The 17,746-nt window shown below is 67.4% G+C and carries 16 protein-coding genes; 6 read left to right on the forward strand and 10 right to left on the reverse strand.

What is annotated here, in order from left to right; genetic code table 11:
• Window positions 1-3 precede the first annotated feature (3 nt).
• Window positions 4-525: a MerR family transcriptional regulator gene (locus tag LC068_RS08580; RefSeq protein WP_226636333.1), complete on the reverse strand. Its 522-nt coding sequence runs from the start codon at window positions 523-525 to the stop codon at window positions 4-6.
• A gap of 43 nt (window positions 526-568) precedes the next feature.
• Between LC068_RS08580 and LC068_RS08585 the strand changes: the two genes are divergently transcribed.
• Window positions 569-730: a DUF2256 domain-containing protein gene (locus LC068_RS08585; RefSeq protein ID WP_209119689.1), complete on the forward strand. Its 162-nt coding sequence runs from the start codon at window positions 569-571 to the stop codon at window positions 728-730.
• Here LC068_RS08585 and LC068_RS08590 read toward each other — a convergent pair.
• Together LC068_RS08590 and LC068_RS08595 are read right to left on the reverse strand one after the other, a co-directional pair.
• Complete coding sequence (locus LC068_RS08590; protein ID WP_226636335.1) at window positions 727-1,158, reverse strand: DoxX family protein; 432 nt, start codon at window positions 1,156-1,158, stop codon at window positions 727-729. The genes LC068_RS08585 and LC068_RS08590 overlap by 4 nt on opposite strands.
• A 184-nt stretch (window positions 1,159-1,342) precedes the next feature.
• A complete protein-coding gene (locus tag LC068_RS08595) occupies window positions 1,343-2,749 on the reverse strand; it encodes a protein adenylyltransferase SelO family protein (RefSeq protein WP_226636337.1) in 1,407 nt (468 codons plus the stop codon).
• Between the two features lie 216 nt (window positions 2,750-2,965).
• Between LC068_RS08595 and nhaA the strand changes: the two genes are divergently transcribed.
• Together nhaA and LC068_RS08605 are read left to right on the forward strand one after the other, a co-directional pair.
• Window positions 2,966-4,186 carry a Na+/H+ antiporter NhaA gene (nhaA, locus tag LC068_RS08600; protein ID WP_226636339.1) on the forward strand — a complete coding sequence of 407 codons (1,221 nt, stop codon included), beginning with the start codon at window positions 2,966-2,968 and terminating at the stop codon, window positions 4,184-4,186.
• 223 nt (window positions 4,187-4,409) lie between these two features.
• Entirely contained in the window at window positions 4,410-6,995 is a 2,586-nt protein-coding gene (locus LC068_RS08605) for a TonB-dependent receptor (protein ID WP_226636341.1), read from the forward strand.
• A 99-nt stretch (window positions 6,996-7,094) separates the two neighbouring features.
• On the opposite strand, the gene LC068_RS08610 is transcribed toward LC068_RS08605, so the two are convergent.
• From LC068_RS08610 to LC068_RS08640, 7 genes are all read right to left on the reverse strand, one after another.
• Entirely contained in the window at window positions 7,095-7,463 is a 369-nt protein-coding gene (locus tag LC068_RS08610) for a hypothetical protein (RefSeq protein WP_226636343.1), read from the reverse strand.
• A gap of 20 nt (window positions 7,464-7,483) precedes the next feature.
• Window positions 7,484-8,776, reverse strand: a complete 1,293-nt coding sequence (hmgA, locus tag LC068_RS08615) for a homogentisate 1,2-dioxygenase (RefSeq protein WP_226636345.1) — start codon at window positions 8,774-8,776, stop codon at window positions 7,484-7,486.
• Between the two features lie 59 nt (window positions 8,777-8,835).
• Window positions 8,836-9,195 carry an energy transducer TonB gene (locus LC068_RS08620; RefSeq protein WP_226636347.1) on the reverse strand — a complete coding sequence of 120 codons (360 nt, stop codon included), beginning with the start codon at window positions 9,193-9,195 and terminating at the stop codon, window positions 8,836-8,838.
• A 12-nt stretch (window positions 9,196-9,207) separates the two neighbouring features.
• Window positions 9,208-10,329, reverse strand: a complete 1,122-nt coding sequence (locus tag LC068_RS08625) for an acyl-CoA dehydrogenase family protein (RefSeq protein WP_226636349.1) — start codon at window positions 10,327-10,329, stop codon at window positions 9,208-9,210.
• Between the two features lie 4 nt (window positions 10,330-10,333).
• On the reverse strand, window positions 10,334-11,518 hold the full coding sequence (locus tag LC068_RS08630; protein ID WP_226636351.1) for an acyl-CoA dehydrogenase family protein: 1,185 nt from the start codon (window positions 11,516-11,518) through the stop codon (window positions 10,334-10,336).
• A gap of 150 nt (window positions 11,519-11,668) precedes the next feature.
• Window positions 11,669-12,472 carry a SapC family protein gene (locus tag LC068_RS08635; protein ID WP_226636354.1) on the reverse strand — a complete coding sequence of 268 codons (804 nt, stop codon included), beginning with the start codon at window positions 12,470-12,472 and terminating at the stop codon, window positions 11,669-11,671.
• A gap of 101 nt (window positions 12,473-12,573) precedes the next feature.
• Window positions 12,574-14,649 carry a TonB-dependent receptor gene (locus tag LC068_RS08640; protein ID WP_226636356.1) on the reverse strand — a complete coding sequence of 692 codons (2,076 nt, stop codon included), beginning with the start codon at window positions 14,647-14,649 and terminating at the stop codon, window positions 12,574-12,576.
• Between the two features lie 113 nt (window positions 14,650-14,762).
• Between LC068_RS08640 and LC068_RS08645 the strand changes: the two genes are divergently transcribed.
• The 3 genes from LC068_RS08645 to LC068_RS08655 are packed head-to-tail and all read left to right on the forward strand — an operon-like array spanning window position 14,763 to window position 17,700.
• Window positions 14,763-15,254 (forward strand): Fur family transcriptional regulator, encoded by a 492-nt coding sequence (locus tag LC068_RS08645; protein WP_226636357.1) that lies wholly within the window; start codon window positions 14,763-14,765, stop codon window positions 15,252-15,254.
• Between the two features lie 53 nt (window positions 15,255-15,307).
• The gene (locus LC068_RS08650) at window positions 15,308-16,150 is read left to right on the forward strand and encodes an alpha/beta fold hydrolase (protein ID WP_226636359.1); all 843 of its coding nucleotides are present in this window, start codon (window positions 15,308-15,310) and stop codon (window positions 16,148-16,150) included.
• Window positions 16,151-16,197: 47 nt separating this feature from the next.
• On the forward strand, window positions 16,198-17,700 hold the full coding sequence (locus LC068_RS08655; protein WP_226636361.1) for a CoA-acylating methylmalonate-semialdehyde dehydrogenase: 1,503 nt from the start codon (window positions 16,198-16,200) through the stop codon (window positions 17,698-17,700).
• Window positions 17,701-17,746: the final 46 nt, after the last annotated feature.

The following is a 17,746-nucleotide window of genomic DNA, read 5'->3' on the forward strand; positions in this document are numbered from 1 at the left end:
GGGTCAGACTCTCGGCTTCTGGGAATGGGCAAGGGGGGTGTGAAGACTGTGCGCGGGCGGCACAGCTCCGTGGTCGGGGTTAAGGCGGGCCTTCAGCAGGCTGGCGTATTCGTCGGCGCCGGGCAACAGGTCGGGCCGATACTGGCCCAGCCGCTGCTCCATCACCCGGCAGGCTTCCTCGGCCGTGGCGATGGCCTCGTCGAGATCCATCCGCTGCTGCTTCAGGGCCTCGATCTGGGCGCGATGGCGCCGCAGGGCGACCGCCATCTGGTGCACGTTGTGGTCGTTGTGGTCATACAGATCCAGCATCTCCTGGATCTCCTGCAGCGAGAAGCCGATGCGGCGTCCCCGCAGGATCAGCTTCAGCCGCGCCCGGTCGCGCGCCGAATAGACGCGGGTCTGGCCCTTGCGCGCCGGCGTAAGCAGGCCCTTGTCCTCATAGAAACGCAGGGCCCGCGCGGTCGCGCCGAATTCACGGCACAGCTGGCGGATGGAATAGGTGCGATGATCGTCGGCACTGGCCATGCCCGCGTCATAACTTGACGCGCACGTAAAGGGAAGCTTTTTGATGACGCGACGTCATGTCAATGACCGGGGCACGGCAAAGGCAGACCTTCCGGAAAAGGTCTGCCCGGCCTGTGGCCGTCCGTTCAGCTGGCGCCGCAAATGGGCGCGCGACTGGGATCAGGTGAAATTCTGCTCGGACCGTTGCCGGGCGAAGGGCGCCTAGCGGAGCGGGCAAGCCTCGCGCATCCGGAACCACAGCACCGGCGCAGTCGCCAGGATCAGGGCCAGATTGACGACCGTATGGCTGACGTCACCCATCACGATGTGCACGCTCATCATGACCGTCTGGAGGACGAGCAGGCCCGCCGCCGCGACGACCAGCAGGGGACGTCCGATCTTCCAGCTGATCAGAGGCGTCAGCACCATGAGCGCCAGAACGACCTCGGCCAGACCCACGCCCCGCACGAGGTCGAACGGCACATACTGCGGCCAGCCCATCAGGGCGGTCAGGGTGGTGAGCGGTTCGGTCAGCTTGGCGTAGCCGGCCGCGATGAAGAACATCGCGACCCAGCCCTGCAGGGTCCACAGGGTCAGGTTCAGATAGCTGGCGTTCAGGCGCGCCTGCGCCGTGGGATAGGTCCGAGAGTGCATTGTCTTTGGCCCGGGGAGGGGCTTCGCTTTATTGGTAACAGTGTCGATGTCGGAACGGCGAGCCTGTCCCGCAAGGGTGCGAAGCGTGAGCGTAACCATCCGTGATCGCCTTCTGCGCCGGGTCCACGGCCAAAGCGTGGCCGTATCCATACAGATGTGTAATCCCGACGGGCTTTCCGGGCGGTTAACCTTGCCGGGCCGCGCGGGCCGCCCTCAGCCTGTCGATCCTGGCGTGGAACGGCGACCAGTCGTCGCCCTGGTCGATCGCGGTCCACAGGGTCTCGACCTCGTCGATCAGCATTTCCTCGGGCTCGGCCGCCGCAAAGACGGGATGCGCCAGGCGCTCGGGTCGGTCCGGTTCGTGTTCGAACAGGGCAAAGCGGAACGCGTCGAAGGCCTCGCCCTGATACAGGCGCGCCCGCGGCCCCCGCAGCGCCCGTTCGGATGAGGAGAAGCCACAGAACCAGTCGTGGAACAGCGGCTCCCACCGCAGGGCCTCACCGCCCTCGCGCAGGAGGGCAAGAGTGGTGTCGACCAGCCGCTGGTCGGCCGCCTCGCCCAAAGACTTCACCCCCAGCCGCTCGAGGAAGGCGACCCGCAGTTCGGCGATGTAGCGGGGCCCGAAGGTGTTGAGCGCCGCCGTCAGGGGCTCGACCTCGGCAATCGGCTTCAGCGCGCCGCCCAGTTGGGTCAGAGCCCAGAACACTGCCTCGGGCTGTCGGGCAAAGGCGTAGAGGCCGAACCGGTCGAAATAGGCGGCGGTGAAACCGGGCTCATAGTGGGGCAGGAACCGCCAGGGCCCGTAGTCGAAGCTCTCGCCCGTGACGTTCAGATTGTCGGTGTTAAGCACGCCATGGACAAAGCCCGCCGCCACCCAGCGGGCCGTCAGGCGGGCCGAGGCCGCGACCACGGCCTCCATCAGGGCCGGCACATCGCCCTCGGCGACGGTCGGATGATAGTTCGCCCGCGCGTGCTCGGCCAGGGCCGCCGTCAGATCGGGGCGCTCCAGATAGGCGGTCCGCTGGAAGGTGCCGAAGCGAATATGGCTGTGCGACAGCCGCACCAGCACGGCGGCCCGCGTCGGCGAGGGCTCGTCGCCGCGTTCCAGCGCCTCCTCCGTCTCGATCAGCGACAGGGCGCGGCTGGTCGGCACGCCGAGTGACTCCAGCATTTCGGCGGCCAGCACCTCGCGCATCCCGCCCTTCAGCGTCAGTCGCCCGTCGGCGCCGCGTGACCATGGGGTCTGGCCCGAGCCCTTGGTGCCCAGGTCCATGAGCCGCCCCTGATCGTCTATCAGTTGGGCCGCCAGAAAGCCCCGCCCGTCGCCCAGGTCGGGGTTGTAGGTGCGGAACTGGTGGCCGTGGTAGCGCATGGCCAGCGGGCCCGGCTGTCCCGGCAGGGGCTCGAACCGTCCGAAATGCGCCCGCCATTCGGCTTCACTCAGACCCGGCAGACCGACAGTCGCGGCCGCCGCATCATTGCGGAAACGCACAGCCTTCAACGGCAGGTCGGCGGCGCGCACGGGATCAAAGAATTCGTCGCCCAGGGCATGGAAACGGGGAGCGGGCTGGTACGCAGGATCGACGGGCATGCCCCGCAGATGCGCCGCCCCCTGCCCTCAAACAAGCCCAAATGGCTTGAACGCGGCTCCTCGGACCGTATAGGTAGGGTCACGCATCAGGCTCCACCCGGTCGCGGCCGAAGGAGTCTGGCCGGCGCCTGCCCCTCGCGGTCAGGTGAACCCGGTCCGGCAACCGTCGACAACCGGTCGCCACGCAAAGATCTGTAGCGAGAAGCGGAGAGCCTGATGGCGCGTAAGAACACGCTCGACTTCCTGAGAACCGAGACCGCGTCGGGGGCCGTGCTCGGCATCGCGGCGCTGGCGGCCCTGATCGTGGCCAATTCCTGGTGGTCGGCGGACTATTTCGCCTGGCTCAAGAGCTATCACGTCGTCCAGATCGGCCCGATCCGGCTGGAAGAGCAGATTTCGACCTGGATCAAGGAAGGCCTGATGGCGGTCTTCTTCCTCGTCGTCGGACTCGAGATCAAATACGAAATCCTGCGCGGTGAACTCAGCGATCCCAGGAAATTGGCGACGCCCATCATTGCGGCGCTGGGCGGCATGGTCGGCCCGGCCCTCGTCTATATGGCAGTCGTGGGTGTGCTGGGCGCCCCCACGGGCGGATGGCCCATCCCGCTGGCCACCGACATCGCCTTTGCGCTCGCAGTCTTCGCCATGGTGGCGCGGGGACTGCCGCCGTCGCTCCGCATTTTCCTGCTGACGCTGGCCATCGTGGACGACCTGGGCGCCATCGCCCTGATCGCCATCCTGTTCAGCCGCGAGATCGTGGTCATGCCGCTGCTGTGGGCCGCCGGCCTGCTGGCGATCGGCGCGGTCTGGGCACAGAGGATGAAGATCGCTGCGCCGTTTTGGGTCCTCGGCTTCCTTGCCGTCTGGTACCTGACGGTCGAGTCCGGCCTGTCGACCTCGCTGACGGCCGTGGCCTTTGCCATGATCGTGCCCGTCCGCCCGCGCCGCGAGGACAACCAGAGCCCGCTTAAGGAGGCCATGCATGACCTCCACCCCTATGTGGCCTTCCTCGTCCTGCCCCTGTTCGCCTTCGCCAAGGCGGGCGTCTCCTTCCAGGGCCTGTCGCTGGAACAGGCGTTCGCCCCTCTGGTGGTCGGCATTGCATTGGGCCTGTTCATCGGCAAGCAGATCGGCGTGTTCGGCGCCGCCCGCCTGGCGGCCTGGCTCAAGATCGGCGCCAAGCCCACGCGGTCGACCTGGCTTGAGCTCTATGGCGTCGCCCTGTTGTGCGGCCTGGGCTTCACCATGAGCCTGTTCATCGGGATTCTGGCCTTCCCCGGGGATATCGACTCCGTCGCCCAGACCGAGGTGAAGCTGGGCGTTCTGGGTGGTTCCATCCTGTCAGCTCTCGCCGGCTGTCTGGTGCTGAATGCGGCGGCCCGCATCCGGAAACGCAAGGAATTGGCCGAAGCCACCCCGGATACTGTCAATCATTAGACGAATATTGACGTAGGGTCACCGGTTTCTGTCGCTTTTGCGTCACAGTCAGGTCCACCACACGGCCAAAACCCGGCAGCGACAGGGCGTTTGCCTTGTCGCTGGCTCCGGCTTGGATTACCCCAAGGGTCGGAGGATCCTCGCCCCGCAGAAGGGCAGATCCACGGGATCAGGAAACGGCTCGGCGGCCAAAGCCCCGTCGGGCATCAAGCCGGGAGCCAGCATGCGCCTCACTACCCTTCTTCGTACCACCGCGTCCGCCGCCGTCGTCGGTGCCGTGACGTTCGGTTTCGCCGGGATCGCCTCGGCACAGGAAACCACCGTCGACGACATCATCGTCACCGCCCAGAAGCGTGAGCAGAACCTGCAGGACGTGCCGATCGTGGTCACGACCCTGTCGCAGGAAACCCTGCAGGACGCGGGCGTCAGCGACATCAAGGATCTGCAGATCCTCACCCCCGGCATGACGGTCACCTCGACCTCGTCGGAAACCTCAACCACCGCCCGTATCCGCGGCGTCGGCACCGTGGGTGACAACCCCGGCCTCGAAAGCTCGGTCGGCGTGGTGATCGACGGCGTCTACCGCTCGCGGAACTCGGTCGGCTTCGGCGACCTGGGCGAACTGCAGCGCATCGAGGTGCTGAAGGGCCCGCAAGGCACCCTGTTCGGCAAGAACACCTCGGCCGGCGTCATCAACATCATCACCGAGCAGCCCTCGTTCACCCCGGGCTACAATGCCGATATCACCGTCGGCAACTACGGCGCCCGGTCGCTCAGCGGCTCGGTCACCGGCCCGCTGAGCGACACCCTGGCCATGCGCCTCTATGCCGGCGTCAGCGAGCGTGACGGCTTCTATGAAGTCGACACCGGCGACGGCCCGCGCACCCAGACCGACGACGCCAACAAGGATTTCTGGACCGTCCGTGGCCAGCTGCTGTGGCTGCCGTCTGATACGGCCTCGTTCCGCTTCATCGCTGACTATTCGTCGCGCGACGAATACTGCTGCGTGGGCGTCCAGACCCGGGTCGGCCCGACCTATCCGTTTGTCGACCTGCTCTCGACCGGAACGGGCCAGACCCCGCCGGCCACCGGCTTCGGCCCGGTGCCCTTCTCGCGTCTGGCCTATGCCAACCGCGGCACCGGCCAGCGCATCGAGGATCGCGGCGTCTCGCTGGAAGCCAACTTCGACATGCCGTCGATGAACGCCACCCTGACGTCGCTGACGTCGTGGCGGAAGTGGACCGGCGACCAGGGCCAGGACATCGACTACACCGGTGCCGACATCGCCTATCGCTTCGATGACGGCGAGTACGGCTATGGCGTCGAAAACCTGACCCAGGAGTTCCGCCTGGCCGGTTCGACCGACCGTCTGGACTGGCTGGTCGGCTTCTTCGCCACCCAGGAAGACATCACGCGGGCCGACGCCTGGAACTATGGCGCCGACTACACGCCGTTCCTGTCGCTGCTGCTCAGCGCCAGCCTCAATCGCGCCAACCCGCTGATCCCGGTCAGCCCGTCGATCATCCCCTGCTTCACCGCGACGGCGCAGACGGCCCTTGGCCTGCAATCCTGCCTCGGCACCGGCGGAGCCGTGGGCAATACGGGCGGCATCGGCTTCACGGTCGGCGCCGGCTATGCCGACACCTATGAGCAGGAATCGACCTCGATCGCCCTGTTCACCAACAACACCTTCCGGGTGACCGACCAGTTCGATATCACCCTGGGCCTGCGCTACACGATGGACGAAAAGTCCGTCGACGGTCAGCAGATGAACGTCAATGGCAACGGCACCACCTGCGCCCGTGCCCTGGCCAATGCCGGTGCCATCGGCACTGTTCTGGGCGCCGGCGCCTCGACCATCCTCGGGAACTTCTGCCTGCCCTGGTCGAACGCCGCCTTCAACAACCGCACGGTGTCGGAATCCTTCGACGACAGCGAACTGAGCGGCACCATCAAGGCCTCGTACCGTCTCAACGACTCGGTCATGGCCTATGTGTCGTACGCCCGCGGCTACAAGAGCTTCGGCTACAACCTGGACCGCGTGCAATCGGGCATCACCCCGACCGCCAGCCTGCTGTTCCCGTCGGAAGTGGTCGACAGCTATGAGGCGGGGGTCAAGATGACCCTGCTGAACCGCACCCTGCTGCTGAACGCCACCTACTTCGACCAGACCTTCGAGGACTTCCAGCTCAACACCTTCCTGGGCACCGCCTTCGTGGTGGAATCCATCCCCGAGCTGACCTCGCGCGGTGTCGACGCCGACTTCCTGTGGTTCTCGCCCATCGAGGGCCTGACCTTCTCGGGCGGCGTGACCTACACCGAGTCGCAGTACGGTGACTTCGTCGCGGCGGACCTGGCCAATCCGGCGAACTTCCCGCAGCTGTCGCTGCTGCCGGGCGCCACGGCCTCGTTCGCTCCGGAATGGTCGGGTTCGGCCTCGCTAAACTTCGACCGTAGCCTCGGTGGCGGTCTGCGCGGCGGCTTCGCCCTGTCGGCCAAATATATGAGCGACTACAACACCGGCTCCGACCTGCTGCCCACCAAGCAGCAGGACGCCTTCACCATGGTGAACGGCCGGATCTCGATCGGCACGGAAGACGAGCGCTGGATGCTGGACATCTGGGCCCAGAACCTGACGGACGAGGAATACATCCAGGTCGCCTATAACGCCCCGCTGCAAGGCTCGGCGTTCCAGTCGACCGTCCAGCCGAACGGGACCTTCTACAACCCGGCGCTGGACACCCAGACCATCGATGCCTTCCTGGGTGCCCCGCGCACCTACGGCATGACCCTGCGGATCCGCTACTGATCCGGTCGCGGGGCCTCTCCGGAGGCCCTGTCACAGGCTGACATGACAAACCGGCCGGAGAGCGATCTCCGGCCGGTTTTCATTCGTGCGTGCCGGCTGTCAGTCAACGCAGATGGCGGCCGTCGCCCGCCCGTTCTCGACCCGGGTGTAGCAACCGAAGCGGTTGGAATCGGCCGTGCACTGGCCGTCCACCGCGCGGCCGTCGTCCACAATCACATTGCCCGGCACCCGACAATCGCCCTGACAGTCCGCCGCATCCCGACAGGTCTTGCCCGCGTCGGAATACTGGATCACGCACTGCAGGCTCTGCAGGCGACCGACGCGCTGCATCTTGCCTCCGCGGGCGGAACAGTCGGCCTCGGCCCGCTGCTCCGGCGTCATCGGTTGCCCCATGCATGAGGCCAGTCCGGGCCCTGCCAGCAGAACCACCCCGGCCAGCACTCCGGCCATGCGCGTCATCCGGCTCATCGTTGTCACTCCCTGAGGCGTCAGACCCGGCCCTTTTCGAAGCCGGACCAGCAGTCATCATAGTCCAGCTGCATCAGGGGACTGGATTCCGCCCATTTCGTGACGCGGATCGGGGCCCGGGTCTCGAACATGAAGGCGAGAGTGCCGTCAATCTTGTGGGGCTTCAGGTCGGCGGCCACCGCGGCCTCATAGGTCGCCTGATCCGGCCCGTGCCCGCTCATCCGGTTGTGCAGCGACGCGCCGCCCGGGGCAAAGCCGTCGGCCTTGGCGTCATAGGCCCCGGTCACCAGCCCCATGAATTCGCTCATGACGTTCCGGTGGAACCACGGCGGGCGGAAGGTGCCCTCGGCCACCATCCAGCGCGGCGGGAAGATAACAAAGTCACAGTTGGCCGTCCCGGGGGTATCCGAAGGGCTGGTCAGCACCGTGAAGATCGACGGGTCCGGATGGTCGTAGCTGACCGTGTTGATGGTGTTGAACCGCGCCGTGTCATAGCGACAGGGGGCATAGTTGCCGTGCCAGGCCACCACATCCAGCGGACTGTGGTCGAAGGTCGTGGTCCACAGCTCGCCGCCATATTTCTGAATGCACTCGGTCGGGCGATCCACATCCTCGAAGGCCGCGACCGGCGTCTCGAAGTCACGCGGATTGGCCAGACCGTTGGCGCCGATCGGGCCGAGGTCCGGAATGCGGAACGCCGCCCCGTAGTTCTCGCAGATATAGCCCCGGGACGCGCCGTCCAGCTCGACCCGGAACCGCACCCCGCGCGGGATCAGCACGACATGGCCCGGCCCGGCCTCGACAATGCCGAACTCGGTCACGAACCGGTGTGCCCCCTGCTGGGGCACGATCAGCAGCTCGCCGTCGGCCGAATAAAAGACGCGGTCGGTCATCGACCGATTGGCGGCATACAGATGGATGCCGATCCCGGCGTCGGTGTCCGGATCCCCGTTGCCGGCATAGGTCACCAGTCCCTCGACCCAGTCGGTCGGCGCTTCAGGGACCGGAAGCGGGTTCCAGCGCATGCGGTTGGGATTGGGCGGCACCTCGTCGAACGGTCCGGACCGGATCAGGCCCCGGTCGATCTTCTGATAGGCAGGATGCTGGGCCGACGGCCGCAGGCGATACAGCCAGCTGCGGCGGTTCTCGGTGCGCGGGGCGGTAAAGGCCGTGCCCGACAGCTGCTCGGCATAGAGCCCCAGCGGCGTCTTCTGCGGCGAGTTCTGCCCGACCGGCAGGGCGCCCGGCACCGCCTCGGTCGAGAAGTGATTGCCAAAGCCCGGCATATAGGTGGGCGCGTTGGATCGCGTCATGGTGCGTTTCTCCCTTGCCGGGAGATGTAGCGTCGCCGGGCGCCCGGCACTACCCCCGCTCAGTCCGCAGGCAGGGACCAGCGAAAGCTGACGACCACGGGCATGCCGGCAGACGGGGCTCCATTTTCGAGCCGGTCAGCATGTCTGAGGGACCGGACGGCGCCAAGGGCGATGGCACCGAGCTCGGGATACTGTGTCGGTTGCGCGATGATCACGCAGTCGTCGACACGACCTTCCGCGACCACGACGCACCCCAGGCGAACTTCGCCGACCGGCGTGTAGTCGGTTCGGGGATCGCGACCGCGGTCCGGCGTCAGCTGCTCGACCGTGGGCCCCTCGACCCATTGCGGTCGGACGATGACACCATCGACGACCTGCGGGTCCTGAAGTGCAGCAAGGGTCAGGGCGACACTGAGCATGTCTTCAGGGTGTCAGAACCCCTGGCTGCGCGCCACCGCTTCCTGATGGAAGCCGGAATCGCCCAGCAGCTCGTTCAGCACCCGCACCCGCTTCATGAACAGGCCGACGTCGAACTCATCCGTCATGCCGACGCCGCCGTGCATCTGCACGGCTTCCTGCACTGCCAGCTCGGCGACGCGGCCGGCCTTGGCCTTGGCGACGGCCACCGCCAGCGGCGCGGCCTCATCTCCGGCATCCAGCTTCTGCAGGGCTCCCAGCGCGGCCGCGCGGGCGATCTCCAGCTCGCTGAACAGGTGGGCGGCCCGGTGCTGCAGGGCCTGGAACTCGCCGATGGCGCGGCCGAACTGTTTGCGGGTCTTCAGATACTCCATGGTGATCTGAAAGGCCTGATCCCCGGCCCCCGTCAGGCTGGACGCCGCGCAGGCCCGGCCGAGGTTGAGCGCCCCCTCCAGCAGACCCTCGCCGCCGTCGACCTCGCCGATCACCGCATCGGCATCGACCTCGACATCCGTCAGCGTCAGGCGCGCGGCATTGTGGGCGTCGACCATGACGGTCCGCTCGACCTCAAGCCCCGCAGCCCCGGGATCGACCAGGAACAGGGTCAGACCGTTTTCGGTCAGGGCCGCGACGATCAGGGCGTCGGCGACGTGGCCGTCCAGCACCATGGCCTTGGCGCCATTCAGGCGGAAACCGTTGCCCGAGCGCTCGGCCGTGGTGGTGATCCGGGACGGCGCATGTTTGGCCCCCTCGTCGACGGCCAGCGACACGATCGCCTCACCTGCCGCGATCCGGGGCAGCCAGGCGGCCTGCTGGGCGTCCGATCCGCCGTCGACCAGCACCCGCGCCGACAGCACGGCCGAGCCCATGAAGGGCGAAGGTGTCAGGGTACGCCCCAGGCTTTCGGCCACGACGCCCGCCTCGACGGCCCCCAGCCCGGCGCCACCGTGCGCCTCGGGAATGATGACGCCGGCCAGGCCCATTTCGCCAAAAGCGCGCCACAGCTCGCGCGACACCCCGTCCGCATCGCGGCTGTCGCGCAGCTTGCGCAGGTGGGACAGCGGGGCATTCTCGCGGAGGAAGCCGTCCGCAGCCTCCTTCAGCATGGCCTGTTCTTCGGTCAGGATCAGCGGCATGGCGTCAGGCTCCCGGCAGCTGAAGCAGGTGTTTGGCGATGATGTTCAGCTGAATCTCGCTGGTGCCGCCTTCGATGGAATTGGCCTTGGTGCGCAGCCAGTCGCGGGCCATGGCGCCGTCGTGCGAACGCTCTCCCTCCCACTCCAGCGCGTCGATCCCGCCCGCCGCCATCAGCAGTTCGTGGCGGCGCTTGTTCAGCTCTGACCCGTAGTATTTCAGCATGGAGGCGATGGCCGGATGGGCCTGCCCGGCCTTCATCTGGTCTCCGGTCCGCTCCAGCGCGAGCCGGAAAGCGGCGGCGTCGACTTCCAGTTCCGCGATCCGCGCCCGCAGCATGGGATCGTCCAGCCGGCCTTCGTCGTCGGTGCCGATGGAGCTGGTCGCCACCTGGCCCAGGGGGCGCCCGCCGCCGACCTCGCCCATGGCGCCGATCATGGTGCGCTCGTGCGCCAGCAGGTATTTGGCCACGTCCCAGCCGCGGTTCAGCGTCCCGACAAGGTTCTCCTTCTCGACCCGCACGTCGTCGAAGAAGGTCTCGCAGAAGGGGCTCTTGCCCGAGATCAGGGTGATCGGCCGGGTCGAGACGCCGGGCGTGTCCATGTCGAAGAGCACGAAGGAAATGCCCAGATGCTTGGGCGCATCCGGATCGGTCCGCACCAGACAGAAGATCCAGTCGGCCTTGTCCGCATAGGAGGTCCAGACCTTCTGGCCATTGACGATCCAGTGATCGCCGCGGTCCTCGGCCCGTGTCTGGAGACCGGCGAGGTCAGAGCCGGCCCCCGGCTCTGAATAGCCCTGGCACCAGCGGATTTCGCCGCGCACGATCTCGGGCAGGAAGCGCTTCTTCTGCTCTTCGGTGCCGAACTTCAGCAGGGCCGGCCCCAGCATCCAGATGCCGAAGCTCATCAAGGCGGGCTGGGCGTCGATGCGGCGCAGCTCGGACGCCAGCACCTTGGCCTCCTCGCGCGACAGACCGCCGCCGCCGTATTCAGCGGGCCACTCCGGCGCGGTCCAGCCCTTGTCGCCCATGGCCTTCAGCCAGGCCTTGTGGGCCGGTGTGGCAAAGACCGCCTTGCGCCCGCCCCAGATGGCCGCGCTCTCGGATTCGATGGGTCCGCGCACCTCGGGCGGGCAGTTGGCCTCCAGCCAGGTCCTGACTTCGGCCCGAAAAGTCTCCAGATCGCGCATCGGCTCCCCGTTCGTTTCGTTTTGCCGAAACCTATCAGGCTTTCTTGCGTGACGCTGCGTCAGCCCGGCGGGGATTTTCGCCATCTCCATACGAAAACGCCCGGCCTGCGAACCGCAGGCCGGGCGTCGGGTCATTCGTCAGAAGGACGATCAGGCGTTGGCGGCAGCCGGTTGCTGGGCCGCGCGCTGGAAGGTCAGGGCGATCAGACGATCCCAGCCCAGCAGCGAGGTCAGGTGGCTGTAGATCTGGCCGAGAGCGCCGTTGTCGCGCAGCTCGACCAGCTTGTCGGCCGGCAGGGCCTTCAGCTTGTCTTCCGACACGGCATAGTATTCGGCGATCTTCTGGGGCTGGCCGGGCTCACCGTTCGGGCCGCGCGGCGTGAAGGTCGCCTCGCGCACGTCCAGCAGGTCCAGATCCTGCAGCAGCTTGACGAACGATTCGGTGCGCACGCGCTCCTGCTCGAAATTGTTGCAGAACTCCATGGCCTGCTGGGTGAACTCGCTCGGCTGGCCGTCCTTGAACAGCGGCTGCTGGCCGCCTTCGGCCAGGAACGGAGCCTGGCGGTCGACGCACAGGATCAGGCGCTTCTGGGCCTCGTCATTGGCGAAGACGAAGGGATAGCGGCGCACATAGGCGGGGATGTAGGCGTCGGGACGGAAGGCGCCGTCCTCGACAAACATGTTCTCACCCTGACGCAGGCCCAGCACGGCCACCGGCTGGCGGTTGTCGCCGACGAAGATGACCGGGAAGGACAGGGCCGCCGGCGCGAACTCGGTGACCGTCAGCGGCACGATGTTCGACTGCGCCACGAAGGCATAGGGCTTGTCCGACGGATTGATGCCCAGGTTGCCATGCGTCTCGGCCGACAGGGGCTCGGGCTTGCCGTAGAACAGGACGGTACCGGCAAGTTCGCCGGACATGGTGCCGGTTTGCGGAGAGGTTGTGTCGGTCATGAAGGCTCTGGGATTGGAACGAAGGAAAGAAGGTCGCGCCTTCTAGCCCATGCCGGGGCGAGCGGCAAACCGGCCCGCCCCCGACGGGAATTCTGCCCGTGTCAGAACCGCCAGGCCATGCCCGCGCGCAGGTTGCGGCCCGGCAGAGGCGTCAGGTCCTTCAGGAACGAGGTGTGCTCGCGCACCTCCTCGTCCGTCAGGTTCCGCCCCTCGACGTAGAGGGTCAGGCCCTGCTCGCGATCCGGGCTCCAGCCCAGATAGAGATCGGCCGTCGTATAGCCATCGGTCGGCAGCTCGAAGTCGGTCACCCGGTCCTGATCGCCGACCTTGCGTACGCTGAGACGCGTGGTCCACGGCCCGAGATCCAGCTCGGCCCGGGCGTTCAGGGCCCACGGCGGGATGCGGGCCGGGGCGCCAAGGTCCGTGTCGCCCCGCACATAGTCATAGCCCAGCCCGAGGGTCAGGCCGTCCTCGCCCGACTCCCAGGCCCGATAGTCCAGCTTGCTCTCCAGCCCGTGGAATTCGGCGTCCGTCTGGACATAGGCGAAGACCGGCAGCCCGTCTTCTTCGGCGCCGGTCGGGCGCAGGTCGATGAAGCCGTCGTAGTCGGCCCGGAACAGGTGCATGTCGGCGGTCCAGGGGCCCTGTTCCCAGTGCACGGTCGCCTCGATCGAGGTGACCTTCTCGGAGTCCAGATCGCCATCGCCGACCTCAAAGGCGCGCGTGGCCACGTGCGGGCCCTCGGCGAACAGTTCCGCCTCGGTCGGCGCCCGGCCGTTGCGGGCCAGCGACAGGCCCAGGAACAGCGAGTCGACCGGCTTGAAATAGGCGCCCGCCGAGGCTGACACATTAGAGAAGTCCCGTTGTCCGCCGACCGGGCTGTCCAGATCCCGGGTGTCGAACCGCAGGCCGCCTTCCAGCCCCCAGTCGTCCCGGTCGTAGCGATGCAGGGTGTAAACGCCGAGTTCGGTGATCGCGACCGGCGGCACATAGGCCTCGTCCCCGGCGGCATCGAAGTCGCGGCTCAGCCCCTGCACACCATAGGCGGCGTTCCAGCCGCCCCGGCGCGGCATGACCACTTCCAGCCGGCCCTCAAGACCCTCGGAGGTAAAGACCGTGCCGATCTCCTCTCCCTCGAACTCGGTGTGGGTGTAGTCGGCATAGCCGACCGAGAGGCGCACGCGGTCGACCGGAGCATCGACGAACCGCCACTCGCCGCGCAGGTCGTAACGGGTCTGTTCCAGCCCGATGGTGACCTCTTCCTCTTCTTCCGGAGGGGTGGCGCCGCCCCCGTGATCCTCGTGCGCGTGGCCCGGCACGCCATAGTCGCTCTCGGTCCGCTTGACCGACACCCCGAGGAAGCCCTGATCGGCGATGTAGCTCAGGCCGGTACCAAAGGCGCGCACATGCGAGGCGCTGTTCTCGACCGTGGTGCCGCCGGTGTCCTCATAGACCTCGCCCTCGTCCTCGACCTGGCGGCGCGATTCGGCCGGGACGGGGATGTCATAGTCGCGGCTTCGGTGATCCATGCCGTCGAACGTCATCACCCAGGGGCCCTGCCCGATGGTCACGCCGGCCCCGATGGAGCGGCCGTCGTCGACGCTGGAGGCCTGGGCCGTCACCCGGCCGTCGAAGCCATCGAGAGGCGCCTCTTCCGGGATACGGCCGTCGATCACATTAACCACGCCCCCGATGGCCGACCCGCCAAAGGCCAGGGTCTGGGGTCCCCGCAGGACCTCGATCCGCACGGCCTCGCCCGGATCGGCGGCGACCTGGTGATCGGGCGACAGGGAACTGGCGTCGATCAGGCCCATGCCATTGGTCAGCACCTGCACCCGCGGTCCGGCGAGGCCCCGGATCACCGGTCGGCTGGCGCCCGGAGAGAAGGCCGTCGACCGCACGCCCGGCAGACCGCTCAGCACATCGCCCAAGGTGCCCGACGGCGCCGTCACCAGCGCCTCCTCGTCCAGAACATCGACGGCAATCAGGCTGGCTTCGGCGCTGATGCCGAACGGGGCGCCCGTGACGATGATGTCATCCAGTTGCGTCGTGCGCCCGGTCGCCTCCGGGTCCTGTCCGGCCGCCTGGGCGAGCACAGGCGTCGCCACCGGCAGGATGAGGGCGGTCAGCAGGGCGGCGCGGGCAGCGCCGGCCAGGCGGGACGAACGGATGGACATGGATACCTCGGGGAAGACGCAAGCTACTCGGTTGCCAAAGTGTTATGAGATAACATCACATACCGTCAAGCCCGGTTGCGACCGGGCCCTCGCATCGCTAGCTGTGGGAGACCATGGGACACGCCTGCGACCACGATCACGACACGGCCCCGCCCGACGCGGCCTCGGTGCAGCAGCGCATCGCCGTGGCCGATGCTCGCTGTCAGGCCGACGGCGAGCGTCTGACCGCCCCCCGGCGGCGCGTCCTGGAACTGCTGGTCGAATCCGGCGAGCCGATGAAGGCCTATGATCTGATCGCCCGTTTCCGCGAGGACGGGCAGGCCGCCAAGCCGCCCACTGTCTATCGGGCGCTGGAGTTTCTGGAGCGCCGGGGCCTCGCCCACCGTATCGCCTCCATCAGTGCCTATGTCGCCTGCGCCGAGCCCGAAGCTGACGGCGACCCCGTACACGCCGCCGCCTTCCTCATCTGCGACTGTTGCGGCGCTACCCAGGAGGTGACCGGCGAACAGGCAGTCAGTCTGAACCGCGCCGCCGCCGCGGCCGGCTATGTGATCGACCACACCACCATTGAGGCCCACGGCCGCTGCCCGGCCTGCCGCGCGTGACGCCGGCGGAACGCCGCCTCTCCCTGCCCGTCGGGACGGAGGGGGCCCTGTCCGTGCTGGAGCTGGGACGGGCCGAGGGGCCGGTCGATCTGATCTTCCTGCATGCCAACGGCTTCAACGCCTCGACCTATCGCCCCCTGCTGGCGCCTCTGGCCGGGGGCCGAAGGATATGGCTGGTCGACCAGCGTGGTCACGGCCTGACCGACCTGCCCGCCGATCCGGCCGGACGACGGGGCTGGCAGGATTTGCGCGGTGACCTGATCGCCCTGCTCGACCAGACTGAAGGACATCCGGTTCTGGCCGGCCATTCCATGGGTGGTACCGTCAGCCTGCTGGCCGCCGCCCACCGGCCTGAACGGGTCCGCAGCCTGCTGCTGCTCGATCCCGTCATCTGGCTGCCGCTGACCACGCTTGCTTTCAATCTCCCCGGCGTGGGCCGCATGGCAGAACGCATCCCACTGGTCCGCAATGCCCTGAAACGGCGTGCCGACTTTCCGGATCGCGAGACGGCGCGAAAGGCCTATCGGGGGCGGGGCGCCTTTGCCGGCTGGCCGGATGCGTTGCTCGACGCCTGGCTGGAAACCGGCCTCAAGCCCTCCGGCGAGGGGCTGACCCTGTCCTGTCGTCCGGAATGGGAAGCCTCCAACTATGCCGCCCAAGGGCACAACCCCTGGGGCGCCCTGACGCGGTTCCGGGGACCGGTGCATATCCTGAGGGCCCAGACCCGCTCGACCTGTCACGTGCCGGACCGGCCGCCCGGCCTGTCCCATGTGCGCAGCGAGCGCCTCACCGGGGCCACGCATTTCCTGCCCATGCTGAACCCCGACGCCGTCCGCGCCGCCTTGCTGAAACAGCTTGATGCGGACGGGGTGGCCTCGCCCGGTTCCGCACGGTAAACCGCCCGCAATCACAAGAACGCCCGCCTTCCAGGAGAGAGACGCCCATGCGCGACATCCACCACTTCATCAACGGCCAGAGCGTCACCGGTACCTCGGGCCGGTTCGGCGACGTCTTCAACCCGAACACCGGCGAGGTCCAGGCCCGCGTGCAGCTGGCCACCGAGTCGGAAATGGACCGCGCTGTCCAGGCCGCCCAGGCCGCCTTCGAGGGCTGGTCCAGCGTCAATCCGCAGCGCCGCGCCCGCGTGATGTTCGAGTTCAAACGCCTGGTCGAGGCCAATATGGGCGAGCTGGCCGAGCTGCTGTCCAGCGAGCACGGCAAGGTGATCGCCGACTCGAAGGGTGACGTCCAGCGCGGGCTTGAGGTCATCGAATTCGCCTGCGGCATCCCGCATGCGGTCAAGGGCGAATACACCTGGGGCGCGGGCCCCGGCATCGACGTCTATTCCATGCGCCAGCCGCTGGGCGTGGTGGCCGGCATCACCCCGTTCAACTTCCCCGCCATGATCCCGATGTGGATGTTCGGTGTGGCCATCGCCGTCGGCAACACCTTCATCCTCAAGCCGTCCGAGCGCGATCCGTCCGTGCCGGTCCGTCTGGCCGAACTGATGATGGAGGCGGGCGCCCCCGCCGGTGTGCTGAATGTGGTGCATGGCGACAAGACGGCGGTCGACGCCATCCTGACCCACCCCCAGGTCCACGCCGTCAGCTTCGTCGGCAGCTCGGACATCGCCAACTATGTCTACCAGACCGGCGCGGCCCACGGGAAACGCGTCCAGGCCATGGGTGGCGCCAAGAACCACGGCATCGTCCTGCCCGACGCCGACATGGACCAGGTGGTCAAGGATCTGTCCGGCGCCGCCTTTGGCTCGGCCGGCGAACGCTGCATGGCCCTGCCGGTCGTGGTGCCGGTCGGCGACAAGACGGCCGATATTCTCCGGGAACGGATGATCGCCGAGATCGAGACCCTCAAGGTCGGCATCTCGACCGACGACGGCGCCCACTACGGCCCCGTGGTCACCGCCCAGCACAAGGCGCGCGTCGAGGGCTGGATCGACCAGGGCGTCAAGGACGGCGCCGAACTGGTCGTCGACGGCCGGGGCTTCACCCTGCAGGGTCACGAGAACGGCTATTTCGTCGGCCCGTCGCTGTTCGACCACGTCAAGCCCGAGATGGACTCCTACAAGGAAGAGATCTTCGGCCCGGTCCTGCAGATCGTCCGGGCCCAGAGCTTCGAGGAGGCCCTGGCCCTGCCGTCGAAGCACCAGTATGGCAACGGCGTCGCCATTTTCACCCAGAACGGCCGCGCGGCCCGCGACTTCGCCGCCCGGGTCAACGTCGGCATGGTCGGTATCAATGTGCCGATTCCGGTGCCGGTCGCCTATCACACCTTCGGCGGGTGGAAGCGTTCCGCGTTCGGCGACACCAACCAGCACGGCATGGAAGGCGTGAAGTTCTGGACCAAGGTCAAGACCGTCACCGCCCGCTGGCCCGACAGCGAGCTGGAACACGCCGACAGCTCCTTCGTCATCCCGACGATGGGATAGGCGAACGGACTTGACGACCCCGTCCCATGCCGCTTCGGTGGCATGG

The sequence above is a fragment of the Brevundimonas poindexterae genome (assembly GCF_020524625.1).
GTDB classification, from domain to species: Bacteria; Pseudomonadota; Alphaproteobacteria; order Caulobacterales; family Caulobacteraceae; genus Brevundimonas; species Brevundimonas poindexterae_A.